Here is a 19,766-nt window from a genome sequence, read left to right as displayed (position 1 = left end):
CCTCTTAACCTTTAATTCCGCTGCTGGTGACGCCCTGAACGAAGTAGCGCTGTGCCAGGAAGAAGACAATGATGGATGGCAGAATGGAGATGCTCGCCATTGCCAGAATTTCGTTCCACGGCGCACCTTCGGTGACGTCGATGGACATTTTCAGCGCCAGTGCAATCGGGTATTTATCCACGCTGTAGACGTAAATCAGCGGCCCAATAAAGTCGTTCATCGACCACATGAACTGGAACAGGGCGACGGAGATAATGGCCGGTTTCAGGATCGGCACCACCACGTACCACAGCACCTGGAAGGAGTTACAGCCGTCAATTTGCGCCGCTTCCTCCATGTCACGCGGCACGCCGCGCAGGAACTGGATCAGCATAAAGACGAAGAACCCCTGCGTGGCGAAGGCCAGCGGCAGGTACAGCGGCATATAGCTGTTGAGCATGCCCATTTCACGGAACATCAGGTACTGCGGGATCAGCAGCACGGTGCTGGGCAGCAGCATGGTGGTGATGAGCGTGGCGAACCAGAATTTCTTCCACGGGATCTCGAAGCGGGCAAAGCCGTACGCCACGATGGTGGACGAGATAATGGTCAGGATCACTTTCGGGATCACATACTTAAAGGTGTTGAGCATGTAATGGCCGAAGTTGTATTCGGTCCCGGTTTTCCAGCCGTTCACAAAGCCGTCCCAGGTGGCATGGGCAGGCCACAGGCTCAGGGTGGTGAAGATCTCGTGGTTCGGTTTGAACGAGGCCGAGAACATCCACACCAGCGGGTAGAGCATCAGCAGGCCGACAATCAGCAGGATCGCGTAGCGAATGCTGGCGTTGATTTTCTCTCTGCGCAGCGTACGGGCGACTCCGCGCTCTGCAACGCTTCTTGCCGTGGAGAGTTCCTGAATATCAGCCATTTTTGCCTCCTTTATCGGCGGAGTAGAACACCCAGTATTTCGACGACTTAAAGGCGATACCGGCAAAGACGGCCACCACCAGGAACAGGATCCACGCCAGCGCCGCGCCATAGCCCATATCGAAGTATTTGAACGCGGTGTCGTAGATGTAGAGCGAGAACAGATAGGTCGAGTAGGTTGGCCCGCCGCCGGTGATCACGTACGGTCCGGTAAATTCCTGGAACGCCTGGGTGGTCTGCATGATGAAGTTGAAGAAGATCACCGGCGTAATCAGCGGCACCGTCACTTTTGTGAACATTTGCCATTTGGATGCACCGTCGATCATCGCCGCTTCATACTGCGACTGCGGAACGTTTTGCAGCGCGGCCAGGAAGATGACCATCGCAGAGCCGAACTGCCAGACGCGCAGCAGGGTAACGGACATCAGCGCCAGCGACGGCTCGCCGAGCCAGTTCACCGGGTCGAAACCAAACACGCCGATAAAGCTGTTCAGCAGGCCATCAATGGCAAACAGCGCGCGCCACAGAACGGCAATAGCCACGGAGCTGCCGAGGATGGACGGAATATAGTAGGCCGTACGGAAGAAGCCGATGCCGCGTAATTTAAAGTTCAGAACAAACGCAATCCCTAATGCGAACGCGAGCTTTAACGGGATGGTCAAAAATACGTAAGCAAAGGTCACGCCCATGGATGTCCAGAAGAGCGTGTCTTCGGTAAACATGTAGCGATAGTTCTCAATGCCGTTAAACACCGGCGGACTCATTAAATCGTAATCCGTAAAACTGAGGAAAAACGATGAAACAAAGGGGAAGGCGGTAAAGAGTATCAACCCGATGATGTAGGGAGATATCCACGCTAACCCCAGCAGCTTGTTTTCATTCATACATACCTACCTGGCGATCAATGGTTAAAACGGAATCTGGTTTGTTACAACTTTCTCGCGCTTGCCCTGCTCAGCATGAGAGGAAATATGTCAGGTGATGTGTTGGTCTTTTCTTTTTACATTATGTTTTTTAAGCCTTTTATGGGCATTGCCTTAATGCGTCACGGTCAGGTTTCAAAACTTACGAACCGGTGTTCTTGAATACTAAAACAACGTTTTATTTTATATTATTGCTATTTATTTCTGCGTCATTCGCTTAATGATGGAAATGTGATCGGCGTCGAAACGCTGTTTCAATAAGGTGATGAGAGTGGCATTTTTGCGCTATTTCACACAATCGCACCCGACAGTAAGGAAAGGAGGGGGAAGAAACCGAATGATTAATAAGAACAATACCGCTTAGAAACTTCCTACTAAATCTGATAGTCGGTCTACAGATAGATCAATCTGGCGTTCAGATTATTCTTACTTTCTTGTATCATCCGACCACTGCAACCAATCAGGCAGAAATTTACTGCACTCCAAAAAGAAGAACGGTTATGTCAGCGATGGATTTCAAGAAAAACACGGACCTCGATTTTCCCCGTTATGCCACTCCGGCGGTAAGCACTAAAGAGATAGATCTCCTGGGGTTGTTAGACGTACTTCTGGCAGCCAAAAAACGTATTGTGACGATCGTCCTGGCGTTCGCCGTGGTAGGGTTGGCCATTGCGTTTTTAATCCCGCAAAAATGGACCAGTAAAGCCGTGATCACGCCGGCCGAGCAGACGCAGTGGAACACGCTGCGCCAGATGATGGTGACGCTGCAGGTGCTGGACGTCGACGCGAAGGTGAGCCATGGAGACGTGTTTAACCTGTTCATCAAAAAGTTTCAGTCGCAGTCGCTGCTCGAAGAGTACATGAAAACCTCCCCGTACGTGATGTCTCAGCTGGAAGGCACCGAGGTAGACCCGCTGGAGCTGCATCGCGCGGTGGTGAATATTGCTGAGAAAATGAAAGCGACAGATAACACGCAGGTTAAAGACGCAGACAAAGCGCCGTACACCTCATGGACGCTGAGCTTTACCGCCCCGACGGCGGGAGACGCGCAGACGGTTCTGGAAGGTTACATCAACTATATCTCCCGCATCGTTGAGCAGGAGACCATGGAAAATATCCGTAACCAGATCACGCTGAAAACGAAAGTCGTTCAGCAGCAGCTGGAGCTGGATCGCGTGCGTCTGACCAATATCCACAACACCAACCTGCAGCGCCTTAACTATTCGCTGGAAGTGGCAAACGCGGCAGGCATTAAGAAGCCGGTTTACAGCAACGGGCAGGCGGTAAAAGACGATCCTGACTACTCCGTGGCGCTGGGGGCTGACGGCATTGCGCAAAAGCTGCAGATTGAAAAGAATCTGAAGGACGTGGCCGAGCTGAATGCGGATTTCCAGAACCGTGAATTTTATCTGGCTCAGCTGCAAAAACTGTCAGTGGAAGACGTGAAGCTCGAGCCCTTCAGGTATCAGCTTTCACCGTCACTGCCGGTGAAAAAAGACGGTCCGGGCAAAGCCCTGATTGTGCTGCTGGCAGGGATTCTGGGCGGCCTGTTTGCCTGCGGCAGCGTGCTGCTGCGTGAGGCAATGCTCTCGCGTAATCCGCTGCCAGAACCGATAACGGCCGTAACGCCAGCAACAGAGTAACGACGATATTAAAAAGGCGCTGATTCAGCGCCTTTTTTTATTTCAGGAAATCGTCGCGCACCGGCGTAAAGGTATCCAGAAGGGTACCGGGCTTCAGGCAAACGCAGCCGTGCATCACGTGCGGCGCTTTATAGAGCGTATCGCCCGCCGTCACGATCTGCTTTTCTGCACCTATCGTAAACTCGAACTCCCCGGAGAGCACATAGGTAAGCTGTTCATGCGGGTGATTGTGCATCGGGCCAATCGCACCCTGCTCAAAATTGACCTCCACCGCCATCATCTTTCCATCGTGCGCCAGAATACGCCGCGTCACGCCATTGCCCAGATCCTCAAGCGTGGTCTCTTTGTGGAAAATAAACATCTCTCCGCTCCGTTATGTAATGAAACAATGTTTCATTTAACTTATCTCACCCTGCGATAAAAAGAAATGACGCGACAAAGAAGTGGAAAGAGGATCACAAGTTTGCTTCACTGGCAGAAACACATTAGGAGGGATGCATGAAAACGATCGGCCTGTTGGGTGGGATGAGCTGGGAATCGACCATCCCCTATTACCGCCTGATTAATGAAGGGGTGAAACAGCGTCTGGGTGGCCTGCACTCCGCGAGCCTGCTGCTGCACAGCGTCGATTTCCATGAAATCGAAGCCTGCCAGTCGAGCGGCGAGTGGGATAAAGCCGGGGAGATCCTGGCGCAGGCGGCGCTGGGGCTGGAGCGTGCGGGGGCGGAAGGCATTTTGCTCTGTACCAACACCATGCATAAAGTGGCATCTCATATCGAAGACCGCAGTTCGCTGCCGTTCCTGCATATCGCGGATGCGACCGGGCGCGCGATTCGTGCATCCGGGATGTCGCGCGTGGCGCTGCTGGGCACACGCTATACGATGGAGCAGGATTTTTATCGCGGCCGTCTGAGCAGTGAGTTCGGCATTGAAAGCCTGATCCCGGACGAGGCTGACCGGGCGCGCATCAATCAGATCATCTTCGACGAGCTATGTCTCGGCACCTTCAGCGAAACGTCCCGCGCCTACTATGTCAGCGTCATCGAGAGGCTCGCGCAGCAGGGCGCGGAAGGGGTGATCTTCGGCTGCACGGAAATCGGTTTGCTGGTGCCGGCCGAGCGCAGCGCCATTCCGGTGTTTGACACCGCGGCCATTCACGCCGCCGATGCCGTCGAGTTTATGCTGTCATAGGGCGTTTTGTAGGTCAGGTAAGCGAAGCGCCACCTGACGCGCGTGCTCGGTCAAATGCCCGGTGAAAGCGTCCACCAGCGCCGAAGCCGGACGATGCAGGGGGCGAATAAGGCTCACGGTGAAGGGAACGGACACGCTAAACCGGCGGATGACGATCCCGCTTCCGGCATAGTCCAGCGCCGTGAGGGGATTGACGACCGCTACGCCCACGCCCGCGCGCACCATGGCGCATATTGACGCCGCGCTGTGCGTTTCCACTACCATCCGCCGTTTCACCTGATGTTCGGCAAACAGCGAATCCAGCAGCTGACGGTAGCTGTCGGTCTGGGACAGGCTGATGTAGTTTTCCCCGTGAAAATCTGCAGGCGTCAGCACGGCCTTACCGGCGAGCCGATGCCCGGCGGGCAAGACGCAAACTTCATCCAGCGAGAGCAACTCCGTGCGCTCGGTGCCTGCGGGTGTGGCGAGCGTTTCCGTCAGGCCCAAATCGTGGCGCTGGGCGGAAAGCCACTCTTCAAGTAGCGGTGACTCCTGCGGAACAATGGTGAGATTGACCTCAGGATAGCGGGCCAGAAACGGCTGCAGCAGCGTCGGCAGAAACGACTGGGAAAAGACGGGCAGGCAGACGATGGAAAGCTCGCCCTGACGAAACTCCCGCAAACTCTCCGCCGCGCTGACGATCCTGTCCAGCCCGTACCACGAGCGCTGGACTTCTTCGAACAGACGTAATCCCTGCACCGTCGGGTGGAGCCTGCCGCGCGCGCGTTCAAAAAGCTTAAGCCCCAGCACCTTTTCAAAACGCGCCAGCTCACGGCTGACCGTTGGCTGAGAGGTATGCAGCATCTGTGCGGCTTCCGTGAGATTACCGGCAGTCATCACGGCGTGAAAAATCTCGATGTGGCGTAGGTTAACGGCGGGCATAGGGCACCTGAAAGCGGGTGAGGGTTCCATATCATTTTTGCATAGAGTCGGGATAAAACGATATTTTTTATTCCCTTCGTTTTGTGGCGTAATCATAAAAATTGATTCATACCCCGGAGATAACCATGCCACGCCCGCTGAACCAGACTGACACTGATTTGAACGCCGATAACCTGCTGCGCCTGCCTGCCGAATTCGGCTGCCCGGTGTGGGTCTACGACGCGCAGATCGTTCGCGAGAAGATCGCCGCGCTGCATCAGTTCGACGTGGTGCGTTTTGCCCAGAAAGCCTGCTCGAATATTCATATTCTGCGCCTGATGCGCGAGCAGGGGGTAAAGGTTGACTCCGTTTCTCTGGGCGAAATTGAGCGCGCGCTGGCGGCTGGGTTTGATCCGAAAGCCGACGGCGACGCAATCGTCTTTACCGCCGACGTGATCGACGAGGCGACGCTGGCCCGCGTGCATGAGCTGCAGATCCCGGTCAACGCCGGCTCTGTGGATATGCTGGAACAGCTGGGCAAGGTGTCTCCCGGCCACCGCGTCTGGCTGCGCGTGAACCCCGGTTTTGGCCACGGTCATAGCCAAAAAACCAATACCGGCGGCGAAAACAGCAAGCATGGCATCTGGTATGCCGATATGCCCGCCGCGCTTGAGGTATTGCAGCGTTATAACCTGAAGCTGGTGGGGATCCATATGCACATCGGGTCAGGCGTGGATTATGGTCACCTTGAGCAGGTGTGCGGTGCAATGGTGCGCCAGGTGCTCGACTTCGGGCAGGATCTGGAGGCGATCTCCGCAGGCGGCGGGTTGTCCATTCCTTACCGTGAAGGGGAAGAGGCGATCGATACCGATCACTATTATGGACTGTGGAGTGCGGCGCGCGACAAAATAGCTGCCCATCTGGGCCATCCGGTAAAACTGGAGATCGAACCGGGGCGTTTCCTGGTGGCGGAGGCTGGCGTGCTGGTGGCACAGGTGCGTAGCGTGAAAGAGATGGGAAGCCGTCACTTTGTGCTGATTGATGCAGGCTTTAACGATCTGATGCGTCCGTCTATGTACGGCAGCTATCATCACATCACGGCGCTCGCTGCGGACGGTAGCAATCTGATTAACGCGCCGCGTGTAGACACCGTCGTGGCGGGGCCGCTGTGCGAATCCGGCGACGTGTTTACCCAGCAGGAGGGCGGCAAAGTGGAAACGCGCGCGCTGCCAGAAGTGAAGCCGGGTGATTATCTGGTGCTGCACGACACCGGGGCGTACGGCGCGTCGATGTCCTCAAACTACAACAGCCGCCCGCTGTTGCCGGAAGTACTGTTTGATAACGGCGTGGCGCGACTGATTCGCCGCCGCCAGACCATTCAGGAACTGCTGGCGTTAGAACTCGTCTGAGTAAAATACGGCCCCGTTGTCACCGAGTCGCGCAACACCAGCGTGCCGGTAAACGGCGGGATCGCTTCGACCGGCTGGTTTTTTGCCAGCCGGATCGCCTGATCGATGGCCGTGACGATCATGTTGTCAATCGGCAGATACACCGATGAGAGCGCAGGCTCCAGCCATTTTGCACTCGGCGCATCGTCAAACCCAAACAGCGAAATATCCTGCGGGATCTTCAGCCCGGCCTGGTGTAATGCTTTGGACGCGCCGAGCGCCATATCATCGTTACAGGCAAACAGCGCGCTGAAAGGTACCTTTTCCTCAATCAACGCTTTGCACAGCTCATATCCCCGCGTCATTCCCGCATCGCCGTATTTAATCCGCCGCTCGTCCAGCCGAATACCGTGCTTTTCCAGCGCCTTGCGGTAGCCCATCAGACGCGCTTTTCCGGTTGGGGTGTGGATAGGAACGGTGATGCAGGCGATCTCCCGGTGGCCCTGGCTTATCAGGTAATCTACCGCTTTGAATGCCGCATCCTGTTGTTCGAAGAAGACGCAGCGATCCGCCGCCTGGCTGACCTCCCGGTTGATTACCACCAGCGGGGTCTGCACTCTGTTCATCAGCTTGATGATCGCCTTTTCGCTCATGTAGCGGGTGTACAGCACGATGGCATCGCACTGGCGATCCGCCAGCATCTGTACCGCCTGCTCTTCCTGCTCCGGCGCGTCGTGACCGTCGGTCACGATCAGCTGTTTACCGTGCGTTTCTGTTTGTCGGGAGGCCTGCTGCAGCAGGCGGCCGAAGTAAAATCCGTCGAAGGTGGAGACCACCAGACCAATGCTGTTGCTGGTCTGGTTGGCGAGCGAACGCGCGAGAAAGTTTGGGCGATAGCCCAGCTCTTCCATCGCCGCGAACACCTGCTGACGCGTACTCTCTTTAACCTGACCCGTGCCGTTCAGCACGCGCGAGACGGTGGCTTTTGACACGCCCGCACGCAGTGAGACATCCAGCATTGTTGCCATTCGAAATTCCTGCTTCCACGTAATGGCATGCAGTTTAACACAGACCATCCGGCGCATAAGCGACGCGGGAAGGGCAAAACGCCCACCAGGATCACGCTTTTCAGTAACGATCCATCAGGTCAGGACAAATGGCTGTAAGTGGTATGCCAAATCAGTCATAAATCATAATCTGGAATACCGGACGTCGCGTTGAGAGCTTAATCACAGAACAAATCGGGGCGTGAAGCTATTTTTGGTATGCCAATAGTATCCGGCTGTACACCTTATTCAATAAAAGCCCTTTTACTGAGGTATTACCCTATGGCATTACAGGAAAAACTGATCGACGCTCTGGGCAGTTTTGCCACCAAATTCAACAGCTATCGCTATATCATGGCGATCAAGTCTGCCTTTATTACCTTAATGCCGGTCATCATCGTTGGGGCATTTTCTGTGCTTATTTCCAACATGGTGCTGGATCCGAAAAATGGCCTGGCGAGCTTTGAGTCTTTGTCATTTCTCGCTGCGCTAAAACCGATTACCAGCGCGCTCAATTACGCCACGCTGAACTTCCTCAATATCGGCGCAGTGTTCCTGATTGGTATTGAGCTGGGGCGCATTAACGGCATTAAATCGCTGTTCCCCGGCCTGCTGGCGGTGATTTGCTTTATCTGCGTCACGCCGACCACCGTAGAGATGCTGGTGGACGGCGAAATGCATGTGGTGAAAGACGTGCTGCTGCGCCAGTTCTCCGATACGCGCAGCCTGTTCCTCGGCATGTTTATCGCCATTCTGTCGGTTGAGATTTACTGCTGGCTGGAGAACCGTAAGGGGCTGAAAATCAGAATGCCGGACACCGTGCCGCCTAACGTGGCGGCGTCGTTCTCCGCGCTGATCCCAGCCATTATCACCACCACCGCCATTGCCACCTTTGGCTTCGTATTCCACCAGCTTACCGGCATGTACCTCTACGACGCGGTTTATCAGGTGGTGCAGCAGCCGCTTGAGCGCGTTGTGCAAAGCCTGCCGGGCATTCTGCTGCTGATGTTTGTCGCCCAGCTGTTCTGGGTGATCGGCATTCACGGCAACCAGATGATCAAGCCGATCCGCGAGCCGCTGCTGCTGGGGGCGATCACTGTCAACATGAGCGCGTTCGAGCAGGGCAAAGAGGTGCCAAACATCATCACCATGCCGTTCTGGGATGTGTATATGAGCATTGGCGGTTCAGGGCTCACTATCGGTCTGCTGATCGCGGTGATGATTGCCACCAAACGCAAAGAGATGAAGGAGATCGCCAAGCTTTCCATCGGTCCTGGCCTGTTTAACATCAACGAGCCGGTGATTTTCGGTATGCCAATCATGCTCAACCCGATCCTTGCCATTCCGTTCATTATTACCCCGCTGGTGACGGGCTCCATCGGTTATTTTGCGACGGTGACCGGTTTTGCCGGCAAAGCCGTGGTGATGGTGCCGTGGACCACGCCGCCGCTGATTAACGCCTGGCTCTCTACTGCAGGCTCGATGGGGGCGGTGATCACCCAGCTTATCTGCATTGTGACGGCGGTGATTATCTATCTGCCGTTTGTGAAAATTGCCTCACGCCGTGCGGAGCAGGCCGCGTTGAAGCAAGCCACCGATAACGTATGAGGACGTGATGAGCACAAAACAGATTACGATACCGCAAGATTTCATTCTGGGCGCAGCGGCATCAGCCTGGCAAACCGAGGGCTGGAGCGGTAAAAAACCGGGTCAGGATTCGTGGATCGATCTCTGGTACAAGAACGATCGTCACGTCTGGCATAACGGCTACGGCCCGGCGGTGGCGACCGATTTTATCAACCGCTTTCGCGAGGACGTGGCCCTGATGAAGCAGGCGGGGCTGACGCACTACCGCACCTCCATCAACTGGTCGCGTTTTTTGACCGACTATGAAAACGCGACGGTGGATGAAGAGTACGCCGCGTATTACGACGCGTTGTTCGATGAGATGCTTCGTCAGGGCATCGAACCGATGATCTGCCTGGAGCATTACGAGCTCCCTGGCGCGCTGCTTGAAAAATACGGCGGCTGGGCGTCGAAGCATGTGGTTGAGCTGTTTGTCCGCTACGCGGAAAAGGTGTTTGACCGCTACCACGGCAAAGTCACCCGCTGGTTTAGCTTCAACGAGCCGATCGTGGTGCAGACCCGCGTTTACCTGGACGCGCTGCGCTGGCCGTACGAGCAGAACACCGGTACGTGGATGCAGTGGAATCACCATAAGGTGCTGGCGACGGCGAAGGTCGTGAAGCTATTCCGGGAAAAGGGATATGACGGCTCCGTCGGCTGTATTCTCAACCCGGAAGTGACCTACCCGCGTTCCCGCGCGCCACACGACGTGCGGGCGGCGGAGATCTACGATCTGTTTTATAACCGCGTGTTCCTCGACCCGCTGGTGCACGGCCGCTACCCGCAGGAACTCGTTACCCTGCTTGAGCAGCATCAGGTTGAATGGGACTACACGGTGGAAGAGCTGGCGATGATTGCCGACAACACCGTGGACGAGCTGGGCATCAACCTCTATTACCCGCACCGGGTGAAAGCGCCTTCCCGTGCCTGGCACCCGGAGACGCCGTTCCACCCGGCGTACTACTACGAGCCGTTCGAGCTGCCGGGGCGGCGGATGAACAGATCCCGCGGCTGGGAGATTTATCCGCGCATTATCTATGACATGGCGATGCGGATTAAAAAGGAGTACCGCAATATCGACTGGTTCGTGGCCGAGAGCGGTATGGGGGTTGAAAACGAAGCCCAGTTCCGCAATCGTGACGGCGTTATCGACGATACGTACCGCATCGATTTTATCAGCGAGCACCTCTACTACGCGCTGCTGGCGCGCGAGGAGGGGGCAAACTGCCACGGCTATATGCTCTGGGCCTTTACCGATAACGTCTCGCCGATGAACGCCTTCAAAAACCGCTATGGGTTAATTGAAATCGACCTCGAAAACAACCGCGCCCGCCGCGCGAAAACATCGGCCACCTGGTTCCGTCAGCTGCGCGATGAGCGCGTGCTGACGCTCAGCGTTGACGATGAATGGAAGTAGGCATTCTGATAAAATAGCGCACAAACTGGCCGGGAGGACGCCCGGCCTGCGCTTAACTGAAAAACACAGGTGGAAACGTGGATAAGGCTGTCATCCTGCCGGAAAAAAAACAGTACCAGGAAATTGGCGAGGATTTACGGGCGCAAATTATCCAGGGGCATTATCCCGTTGGGTCGCGCCTGCCGCCGGAGCGCAACATTGCCGAGACCTACGGCGTAAGCCGTACTATCGTGCGTGAGGCGCTGCTGATGCTGGAGCTACAGGGCACGGTGGATATTCGTCAGGGGTCCGGCGTCTACGTGATGCGTATTCCTGAAGAACATGAAAACGAGGAAGAACGCTTCCTCAATAGCGACGTTGGCCCGTTTGAGATCTTACAGGCGCGCCAGCTCCTCGAAAGCAACATCGCCGCCTTTGCCGCCAAAATGGCAACGCGCGCGGATATCGATAACCTGCGCCGCATTATCGAGCAGGAGCAGCGGGCCATCGCCGCGGATGATCGCAGCCAGGACAACAACAAGATGTTCCACTTGGTACTGGCGGGGGCGACGCAAAACCAGATGCTGCTGGCGACCGTCGAGAGCATCTGGCATCACATGGACAGCAGCCCGCTGTGGCAGCAGTTTAACGTCCACATCGCCAGCCGCGCGTATCGACTTAAATGGCTGGGCGACCGGCAGACCATCCTTGCAGCCCTGCGCCGTCGCGACGTCATGGGCGCGTGGCAGGCCATGTTCCAGCATCTGGAAAACGTGAAAAAGAGTTTGCTGGAGCTGTCGGATGAAGATGCGCCGGATTTCGACGGCTATCTGTTTGAATCTGTTCCCCTGTTCCAGGGGAAACTGGTATGACGATCCTGCCGCTGTACGCCGCGCCGCAGTTTGCGGAGCAGGCGATCGACTGGATTTGGCGGGCCTTCGGTGACGGCCTGCCGCGTGAATTTTTCCAGAGCGTTATCGATCACAGCCAGACACCCGGCGCGCTGCCGCTGACGTTTATTGCCGTTGAGGATGAACGGCTTCTGGGCACCGTCGGATTATGGCGCTGCGATCTCATCACGCGTCAGGATCTTTATCCCTGGCTGGCGGCGCTGTACGTGGATGAGGCGGCGCGAGGAAAAGGACTCGCGGGGAAGCTTCAGGAGCATGTTATTGCGTATGCCGCGCAGGCCGGGTACACCGAGCTACATCTGTGGTCTGCCTGCCGCGACTTCTACGAACGCTACGGCTGGCAGTACATTGGCGATGGGCTGGAATACCCGAATACGCAGGTTCACCTCTACCGTTATTCGCTCTGTGCTTCTGCAAGCGACGCAACGGAATGACGGCGCACCAGCGTCGGGCTGAACAAATGCGTAATATCCGGCGGCTGGCGCTGTTCAGCCAGCGCTAACGCCAGCTCGGCGGCCTGCGTCGCCATGGTGATAATGGGGTAACGCACTGTCGTCAGGCGCGGGCGCACGTAGCGAGACACCAGCACATCATCGAAGCCAATTAGCGAAATTTCTGCCGGAACCTCAATGCCGTTGTCATTTAACACGCCCATTGCCCCTGCGGCCATCGAGTCGTTATAGCTGGCCACCGCCGTGAAATTTCGTCCGCGACCTAACAGTTCCGTCATGGCCTGCTCGCCACCGCTTTCATCGGGTTCACCATACGCCACCAGCCGGTCGTTACACGGCAAACCGTTTTCACGTAGCGCGTCGTAATAGCCCTGCAAACGATCTTCCGCGTCGGAAATAGGGTGGTTTGAGCACAGGTAGCCAATTCGGGTATGACCTTGCTGAATCAGGTGTCGCGTGGCAAGCCAGGCACCGTAGCGGTCATCCAGCGCCACGCAGCGCTTTTCGAAGCTGGGAATGATGCGGTTGATGATCACCATGCCGGGCATTTGCTTCATCAAATGAATGAGTTCGGCATCGGGGATCATTTTCGCGTGAACCACCAGGGCGGCACAGCGGTGACGAATCAGCTGTTCAATGGCCTGGCGCTCTTTGAGTTCATTATGATAGCCGTTGCCGATCAGCAGAAAATTACCCGTCTGGTAAGAAACCTGCTCAACTGCTTTCACCATCGCCCCGAAAAACGGATCGGACACATCGCCCACGACCAGCCCGATGGTTTCGGTAGATTGCTGCGCAAGGGCGCGCGCATTGGCGTTGGGGTGATAATTCAGGTTTTCCATGGCGTCCTGCACGGCCTGGCGTGATGCGTCACTGGCTTTAGGAGAGTTATTGATCACGCGGGAGACGGTCGCGACGGAAACACCAGCCAGACGAGCCACATCCTTAATTGTCGCCATTTATTACCTTCTTATTAGGGGTAAGCGTTTACACACTAACTAGTGTTACGGAAAAGCGGCACGCATTCAAGGGGAGCGGGGTAACACCCTCGCCAAACGTGACGCAGAACACCCCTGGTCGTGTAATCGTTACACGGGAAGACGTGTCAAAATAATGTTAATCCGAACCTTTAGTTACACTTTGCCTCAGGCTGTTGCGATTGTCCGGTAGCGAGGACAATGTCGGGGTTGATAGAGTCGAGATCCCAGAGGTATTGATAGGTGGAATCAACTCCGGTTGATTAACACGATTTACACCAACCTGCGTTTATACGCAGGTTTTTTTTGCCTGTAAGTTCAACCTGTAACAGCAAAAGAGAATATACACACCTGGTTGCACTTAGGCTCATTCCCTTGCGTTTTCTCACTGGCGAAGCGCCGGGTGAACAGCCACAATCAAGATCCCAGAGGTATTGATTGGTGAGAATTCTTAGTACGGTTTCGTACTCATCTCTTGCACCAACCTGCGCGGATGCGCAGGTTTTTTTTCGCCTCCGTTTTTGCTGTCGCTCCCTCCCCACTTCTCGTGTAATCTGCCACCATTTACTATCAACCCTTCATTCTGGCTGGCAAAGGGAGTTGAAATGCTTTTTGGGTTCTTCCGCACACTGTTCCGTATTCTCTTCCGTCTCCGCGTCACGGGCGATGCGCAGGCACTTTATGGCGAACGTGTTCTTATCACGCCGAACCACGTTTCTTTTCTTGATGGCATATTGCTGGCGCTGTTTTTACCCGTGCGGCCCGTCTTTGCGGTCTACAGCTCCATCAACCAAAAATGGTACATGCGCTGGCTGGCGCCGCTGATTGATTTTGTCCCGCTCGACCCAACAAAACCGATGATGATCAAACATCTGGTGCGTCTGGTTGAGCAGGGGCGTCCGGTGGTCATTTTCCCCGAGGGGAGAATTTCCGTGACCGGTTCGCTGATGAAAATTTATGACGGGGCCGCTTTTGTCGCGGCGAAGTCACAGGCCACCGTGGTGCCGCTGCGCATTGATGGAGCAGAACTGACCTATTTCAGCCGCCTGAAGGGGTTAGTGAAGCAGCGCCTGTTCCCCAAAATTACCCTGCATATTCTGCCGCCCACAACGCTCCCTATGCCGGAAGCGCCGCGCGCGCGCGATCGTCGTAAAATCGCCGGTGAAATGCTCCATCAGATAATGATGGAAGCGCGCATGGCCGTCCGTCCGCGCGAGACGTTGTACGAATCTCTGCTGTCGGCGCAGTACCGCTACGGCGCGAAGAAAAACTGCATTGAAGACATCAACTTCACCCCGGACACCTATCGCAAACTGCTGACCAAAACCCTGTTCGTGGGCCGTATTCTTGAGAAGTACAGCAATCGGGGCGAAAAAATTGGCCTGATGCTGCCTAACGCCGGGATCAGCGCGGCGGTGATTTTTGGTGCCGTTTCTCGCGGGCGTATTCCGGCGATGATGAACTACACGGCGGGTGTGAAAGGGCTTACCAGCGCCATCACTGCCGCCCAGATTAATACCGTCTTTACTTCCCGTCAGTTCCTGGAAAAAGGCAAGCTCTGGCACCTGCCGGAGCAGCTTACCCAGGTACGCTGGGTCTTCCTGGAAGATCTGAAAGCAGACGTCACGACGCTCGACAAGCTGTGGATTTTTGCTCACCTGCTCGCGCCTCGCCTGGCGCAGGTCAAACAGCAGCCGGAAGATGATGCGATTATCCTTTTCACCTCCGGATCTGAGGGCAACCCGAAAGGCGTCGTCCACAGCCACAAAAGCATTCTGGCGAACGTTGAGCAGATCAAAACGATTGCCGACTTTACCGCTAACGATCGCTTTATGTCCGCGCTGCCGCTGTTCCACTCTTTCGGCCTGACCGTCGGTCTCTTTACGCCGCTGCTCACCGGTGCCGAAGTGTTCCTTTACCCAAGCCCGCTGCACTACCGCATTGTGCCGGAGCTGGTTTATGACCGTAACTGTACCGTGCTGTTCGGCACGTCAACGTTCCTTGGCAACTATGCGCGCTTTGCCAATCCGTATGATTTCTTCCGCGTGCGCTATGTGGTTGCCGGTGCGGAAAAACTGCAGGACAGCACGCGGCAGATTTGGCAGGACAAGTTTGGCCTGCGCATTCTGGAAGGCTATGGCGTCACGGAGTGCGCGCCGGTGGTCTCTATCAACGTGCCGATGGCGGCGAAACCGGGGACGGTTGGCCGCATTCTGCCGGGGATGGATGCGCGCCTGCTGGCCGTACCGGGGATTGAAGAGGGGGGGCGCCTGCAGCTGAAAGGACCCAACGTGATGAACGGCTATCTTCGCGTAGAAAACCCAGGCGTGCTCGAAGCGCCAACGGCGGAAAACGTCAACGGGGACGTTGAGACCGGCTGGTACGACACGGGTGATATTGTTCGCTTCGACGAGCAGGGCTTCGTGCAGATCCAGGGACGGGCAAAACGCTTCGCTAAAATTGCGGGCGAAATGGTCTCCCTTGAAATGGTGGAGATGCTGGCAACAGCGGTTTCCGCTGACAAACTGCACGCCACGGTTGTGAAGAGCGATGCGAATAAAGGTGAGGCGCTGGTGCTCTTCACCACGGACAGTGAGCTTAAGCGTGACGCGTTGCTTAAGCATGCGCGCGAGCATGGTATCCCTGAACTGGCCGTGCCGCGTGATATTCGCTACCTCAAACAGCTTCCGGTGCTAGGCAGCGGTAAGCCCGATTTCGTGACCCTCAAGGGCATGGTGGAAGGGGCGGAACAGCAAAATGCATGAGTCAGCACAGGCTAACAACTCACTCCGGTCGAAGGGCATGATGGCGGTTATCGCCGCGCAGTTTCTCTCTGCGTTCGGTGATAACGCGTTGCTGTTTGCCACGCTGGCGTTGCTCAAGGCCGAGTTTTACCCCGACTGGAGCCAGCCGATCCTGCAGATGGTGTTTGTGGGTGCTTACATTATTTTCGCGCCGTTTGTGGGGCAGGTGGCGGACAGCTTCCCTAAAGGTCGGGTGATGATGTTCGCCAACGGCCTGAAGCTGTTGGGTGCGGCAAGCATCTGCTTTGGTATCAACCCGTTTATCGGCTATACGCTGGTAGGCATTGGCGCGGCATCTTACTCTCCGGCGAAGTATGGCATCCTGGGCGAGCTGACGACGGGCGATAAGCTGGTGAAAGCCAACGGTCTGATGGAGTCCTCTACCATCGCGGCGATTTTGCTCGGGTCCGTGGCGGGCGGTGTACTGGCGGACTGGCATGTGCTGGCGGCTCTGGGCGTTTGTGCGGTGGTGTACGGCGGGGCGGTTGTCGCGAACCTGTTTATTCCCAGACTGCCGGTGGCGCGTCCGGGTCAGTCCTGGCGTTTCGGGCCGATGACCGGCAGCTTCTTTAACGCCTGCCGCGTACTGTGGCGCAACGGTGAAACGCGTTTCTCATTGATGGGAACCAGCATGTTCTGGGGGGCGGGCGTCACGCTACGTTTCCTGCTGGTGCTGTGGGTACCGATGGCGCTGGGGATCACCGACAACGCAACGCCAACCTACCTGAATGCAATGGTCGCCGTTGGGATTGTCGTCGGGGCAGGGGGGGCGGCGAAACTGGTCACGCTTGAGACCGTTGCGCGCTGTATGCCTGCAGGGATTTTAATCGGTGTCGGCGTGCTGTTCTTCTCGCTTCAGCATGCGTTGTTGCCAGCGTACGTGCTGCTTATCCTGATTGGTATACTGGGTGGTTTCTTTGTGGTGCCGCTGAATGCGCTTTTGCAGGAGCGCGGAAAGCAGACCGTGGGGGCCGGAAATGCCATTGCCGTGCAAAACCTTGGCGAAAACGTGGCGATGCTGCTGATGCTGGGCCTTTATTCGCTGGCGGTTAAAGTGGGTGTGCCGGTGGTGGCTATTGGCGTCGGGTTTGGCGCGCTGTTTGCGCTGGCGATTACGGGATTATGGATCTGGCAGCGTCGGCGTTGATAAATATAGCCGGGTGGCGGCTTCGCCTGACCCGGCCTACGTTTGAGTACCTGTAGGCCCGGTAAGCGTAGCGCCACCGGGCAAAAAGCATCAGGCTACGGTGCAGGATAAGTATAAACCTGATGCACCGCTTCAATCTCCGCTAACACCTCTTCACTCAGGTTCAGATTGAAACTCTCAATATTGGTTTTCAACTGTTCCATCGTGGTCGCGCCCAGCAGGGTGCTGGCAACAAACGGCTGACGCCGCACGAAGGCCAGCGCCATTTGCGCAGGGTCAAGACCGTGACGCTTCGCGATATCCACATAGGCCGCAACGGCTTTCTGCGTTTGCTCACCGCTGTAGCGGGTAAAGCGGCTGAAGAGCGTGTTACGCGCCCCGGCAGGCTTCGCGCCGTTCAGGTATTTGCCCGTCAGCGTGCCGAAGCCGAGACAGGAATAGGCCAGCAGCTCCACCTCTTCATACTGCGTCACTTCCGCCAGACCGACCTCATAGCTGCGGTTAAGCAGGCTGTACGGGTTCTGGATGGTGACGATGCGCGGGAGATCGTGTTTATCGGCAAGGTGCAGATAACGCATCACGCCAAATGCCGTTTCGTTAGACACGCCGATGTAGCGGATTTTCCCCGCGCGCTGGCACTCGGTCAGCGCTTCCAGCGTTTCCAGCAGCGTAACGGCGGGCGCGCTCTCGTTCCAGCTGTAGCCGAGCTTGCCAAAGCAGTTAGTCGGACGCTGCGGCCAGTGTACCTGGTAGAGATCGAGATAGTCGGTTTGCAGACGCTTCAGGCTGGCATCCAGTGCGGCGCGAATATTCTTACGATCGAGGATCTGGTTTGGGCGGATCCCGGCATCGTTATTACGTGAGGGGCCGCTGACTTTTGAGGCGATAACGAGCTTTTCGCGATTGCCGCGTTTTGCCAGCCAGTTTCCCACATAAGTTTCAGTTAGCCCCTGCGTTTCCGGGCGGGGAGGAACAGGGTACATCTCTGCGACGTCAATCAGGTTAATACCCTGGCTGACGGCGTAATCGAGTTGTGCATGGGCATCGGCTTCGCTGTTTTGTTCACCAAATGTCATCGTGCCCAACCCCAGTTGGCTTATCTCCAGAGCGCTATGGGGGATACGGTGATAATGCATAGCCGGCTTCCTTCATTAAACATACAGACGCGTCAGGAACTTCCCGACAAAGGAATATAAACATGGCAGAGGGGAAGCAAAAGGGGAAGGGAAAAATCAAAAAGGCCAGCAAGCGACTGACCTTTAACGGGTTTAGCGCTCGATAATTTGCGAGACTTCGTCGCGGTTAATCTGCATTTTATTCCCTGCCGGGTCGCGGTAACTCACCAGCCCGGTATCGTCGTCGACTTCGGGTTTACCATCGGTCAGGATCATCCGACCATCTTTTGTAGACATAACATAATCACTGCTACAGCCCGATACCGCAAACGCCAACCCGACTGCAGAAATTAACACTGCCCATTTTTTCATCGTTATCGTCCTCACCTGGCTTGTATTAAATCATAGTGTAGTAATAACCTGATATGACGAAAGCAGGAAGTAGTAAAATCTTAAAAACCAGGTGATTATGTTTGTTAGCTCGCAAAATTCGTTAAAAACCTACGTTTTTAGTAAAAAATGGCGTGCGAGCAGCGTGCCAGTGAAATTCTTTTTGAGATAAAAGCCGCGAGGCAACGTCAGGATCGGCTCGCCATGAGCGCCGATCGCTTCGGTAAGGGCCTTGCTGTTGGCCGCCTTTGGACGCAGCTGCAACACCTCACCATGACGGGCGGTGATACGCTCAACCTGCCCAAGGACGATCATGTCCATTAACTCTTCCCAGTCCAGACGCAACTGCTGCTCTTCGTCTTCATCAGGGCTCCAGAGCAGCGGCGCGCCCACCCGCCGTTCGGCTAGCGGGATCTGCCGTTCACCTTCCACCGGAACCCACAGTACGCGTTTCAGTTTATGACGTACGTGGCTGGTTTCCCAGGTTACGCCGGTATTGCCGGTCAACGGCGCCACGCAGACAAACGTGGTTTCCAGCGGTCTTCCCTGTCTGTCGATGGGGATCGTTTTTAACTCCACGCCCAGTGCGGCGAAATCTTGTTCTGGCTTACTGCCCGCGCTGGCACCTAACCACAGTTCCAGCAGCATGCCGATCCAGCCCTTGTCTCTTTTCAGATCGTCAGGGATCGGTAGACCCGCCATTGCCGCCAGATCGCCAAGCGAATAGCCTGCCAGGCGCTGCGCCTGAGTCAGCAACTCGGTTTCGCTGGAAGGGGGAGTAAGCAAGGGAGCAAGCGGAAGCATGACGGTAACCTTCTGATTAAAAAATAAACTAAGAAATTATCCCTTGTGGATAGAGTCTACCGTTTTCTGTACGAATAATCCATGTGTATGATTTATAGGTTTTTTTACTACTGAAAAATTATTATGTCCGCGGCTAAAAACAGGTTG

Annotated in this window: 18 protein-coding genes; 9 read left to right on the top strand and 9 right to left on the bottom strand. The window is 55.8% G+C overall.

All coding sequences use genetic code 11. From position 1 onward, the window contains the following. Positions 1-4: 4 nt before the first annotated feature. Positions 5-907, bottom strand: a complete 903-nt coding sequence (locus HV355_RS06810; protein WP_182401385.1) for a carbohydrate ABC transporter permease — start codon at positions 905-907, stop codon at positions 5-7. After that, positions 900-1,790 carry a sugar ABC transporter permease gene (locus tag HV355_RS06805; RefSeq protein WP_010435175.1) on the bottom strand — a complete coding sequence of 297 codons (891 nt, stop codon included), beginning with the start codon at positions 1,788-1,790 and terminating at the stop codon, positions 900-902. The genes HV355_RS06810 and HV355_RS06805 overlap by 8 nt, the downstream gene beginning before the upstream one ends. A gap of 539 nt (positions 1,791-2,329) precedes the next feature. Here HV355_RS06805 and wzz(fepE) point away from each other — a divergent pair. Then, complete coding sequence (gene wzz(fepE), locus HV355_RS06800; protein WP_108416338.1) at positions 2,330-3,472, top strand: LPS O-antigen length regulator Wzz(fepE); 1,143 nt, start codon at positions 2,330-2,332, stop codon at positions 3,470-3,472. Positions 3,473-3,509: 37 nt separating this feature from the next. Here the strand turns inward: wzz(fepE) and HV355_RS06795 are convergent, their stop codons facing one another. After that, positions 3,510-3,833: a cupin domain-containing protein gene (locus HV355_RS06795; RefSeq protein WP_108416339.1), complete on the bottom strand. Its 324-nt coding sequence runs from the start codon at positions 3,831-3,833 to the stop codon at positions 3,510-3,512. A 137-nt stretch (positions 3,834-3,970) separates the two neighbouring features. Between HV355_RS06795 and HV355_RS06790 the strand changes: the two genes are divergently transcribed. Further along, positions 3,971-4,663 (top strand): aspartate/glutamate racemase, encoded by a 693-nt coding sequence (locus HV355_RS06790; protein ID WP_182401383.1) that lies wholly within the window; start codon positions 3,971-3,973, stop codon positions 4,661-4,663. Here the strand turns inward: HV355_RS06790 and HV355_RS06785 are convergent. Then, on the bottom strand, positions 4,658-5,584 hold the full coding sequence (locus HV355_RS06785) for a LysR family transcriptional regulator (RefSeq protein ID WP_010435167.1): 927 nt from the start codon (positions 5,582-5,584) through the stop codon (positions 4,658-4,660). The two genes, HV355_RS06790 and HV355_RS06785, sit on opposite strands and share 6 nt — an antisense overlap. A gap of 125 nt (positions 5,585-5,709) precedes the next feature. On the opposite strand from HV355_RS06785, the gene lysA reads away from it, so the two are divergent. Further along, on the top strand, positions 5,710-6,972 hold the full coding sequence (gene lysA, locus HV355_RS06780) for a diaminopimelate decarboxylase (protein ID WP_182401381.1): 1,263 nt from the start codon (positions 5,710-5,712) through the stop codon (positions 6,970-6,972). Here the strand turns inward: lysA and HV355_RS06775 are convergent. After that, complete coding sequence (locus HV355_RS06775) at positions 6,942-7,979, bottom strand: LacI family DNA-binding transcriptional regulator (RefSeq protein WP_089601134.1); 1,038 nt, start codon at positions 7,977-7,979, stop codon at positions 6,942-6,944. The genes lysA and HV355_RS06775 overlap by 31 nt on opposite strands. A 300-nt stretch (positions 7,980-8,279) precedes the next feature. Between HV355_RS06775 and HV355_RS06770 the strand changes: the two genes are divergently transcribed. The 4 genes from HV355_RS06770 to HV355_RS06755 all read left to right on the top strand — a co-directional run bounded on the left by HV355_RS06770 (position 8,280) and on the right by HV355_RS06755 (position 12,364). Further along, positions 8,280-9,605 (top strand): PTS transporter subunit EIIC, encoded by a 1,326-nt coding sequence (locus HV355_RS06770; protein ID WP_010435159.1) that lies wholly within the window; start codon positions 8,280-8,282, stop codon positions 9,603-9,605. 7 nt (positions 9,606-9,612) lie between these two features. After that, the gene (locus HV355_RS06765; protein WP_182401379.1) at positions 9,613-11,040 is read left to right on the top strand and encodes a glycoside hydrolase family 1 protein; all 1,428 of its coding nucleotides are present in this window, start codon (positions 9,613-9,615) and stop codon (positions 11,038-11,040) included. Between the two features lie 77 nt (positions 11,041-11,117). Further along, positions 11,118-11,891, top strand: coding sequence for a GntR family transcriptional regulator (locus HV355_RS06760; protein ID WP_010435154.1), 774 nt, complete (start codon positions 11,118-11,120; stop codon positions 11,889-11,891). Beyond that, positions 11,888-12,364: a GNAT family N-acetyltransferase gene (locus HV355_RS06755; RefSeq protein ID WP_108416343.1), complete on the top strand. Its 477-nt coding sequence runs from the start codon at positions 11,888-11,890 to the stop codon at positions 12,362-12,364. The genes HV355_RS06760 and HV355_RS06755 overlap by 4 nt, the downstream gene beginning before the upstream one ends. Here HV355_RS06755 and galR read toward each other — a convergent pair. Next, on the bottom strand, positions 12,325-13,341 hold the full coding sequence (gene galR / locus HV355_RS06750) for an HTH-type transcriptional regulator GalR (RefSeq protein WP_182401378.1): 1,017 nt from the start codon (positions 13,339-13,341) through the stop codon (positions 12,325-12,327). The genes HV355_RS06755 and galR overlap by 40 nt on opposite strands. A gap of 623 nt (positions 13,342-13,964) precedes the next feature. Between galR and aas the strand changes: the two genes are divergently transcribed. Continuing rightward, complete coding sequence (aas, locus tag HV355_RS06745) at positions 13,965-16,124, top strand: bifunctional acyl-ACP--phospholipid O-acyltransferase/long-chain-fatty-acid--ACP ligase (RefSeq protein ID WP_182401376.1); 2,160 nt, start codon at positions 13,965-13,967, stop codon at positions 16,122-16,124. Next, the gene (gene lplT / locus HV355_RS06740) at positions 16,117-17,310 is read left to right on the top strand and encodes a lysophospholipid transporter LplT (RefSeq protein WP_182401374.1); all 1,194 of its coding nucleotides are present in this window, start codon (positions 16,117-16,119) and stop codon (positions 17,308-17,310) included. Before aas ends, lplT begins: the two co-directional genes overlap by 8 nt. A 95-nt stretch (positions 17,311-17,405) precedes the next feature. On the opposite strand, the gene HV355_RS06735 is transcribed toward lplT, so the two are convergent. The 3 genes from HV355_RS06735 to mutH form a co-directional block, all read right to left on the bottom strand. After that, positions 17,406-18,446, bottom strand: a complete 1,041-nt coding sequence (locus tag HV355_RS06735) for an NADP(H)-dependent aldo-keto reductase (protein WP_010435145.1) — start codon at positions 18,444-18,446, stop codon at positions 17,406-17,408. Between the two features lie 132 nt (positions 18,447-18,578). Continuing rightward, positions 18,579-18,797 carry a YgdI/YgdR family lipoprotein gene (locus HV355_RS06730; RefSeq protein WP_010435144.1) on the bottom strand — a complete coding sequence of 73 codons (219 nt, stop codon included), beginning with the start codon at positions 18,795-18,797 and terminating at the stop codon, positions 18,579-18,581. Positions 18,798-18,926: 129 nt separating this feature from the next. Then, a complete protein-coding gene (gene mutH, locus HV355_RS06725) occupies positions 18,927-19,619 on the bottom strand; it encodes a DNA mismatch repair endonuclease MutH (protein WP_109081807.1) in 693 nt (230 codons plus the stop codon). Positions 19,620-19,766: the final 147 nt, after the last annotated feature.

Origin of the sequence: Enterobacter sp. RHBSTW-01064 (assembly GCF_014103035.1) — a bacterium.
GTDB lineage: Bacteria > Pseudomonadota > Gammaproteobacteria > Enterobacterales > Enterobacteriaceae > Enterobacter > Enterobacter mori.
Note: the sequence above shows the minus strand (reverse complement) of the source record. Positions and strands in the feature narration are given on the sequence as shown.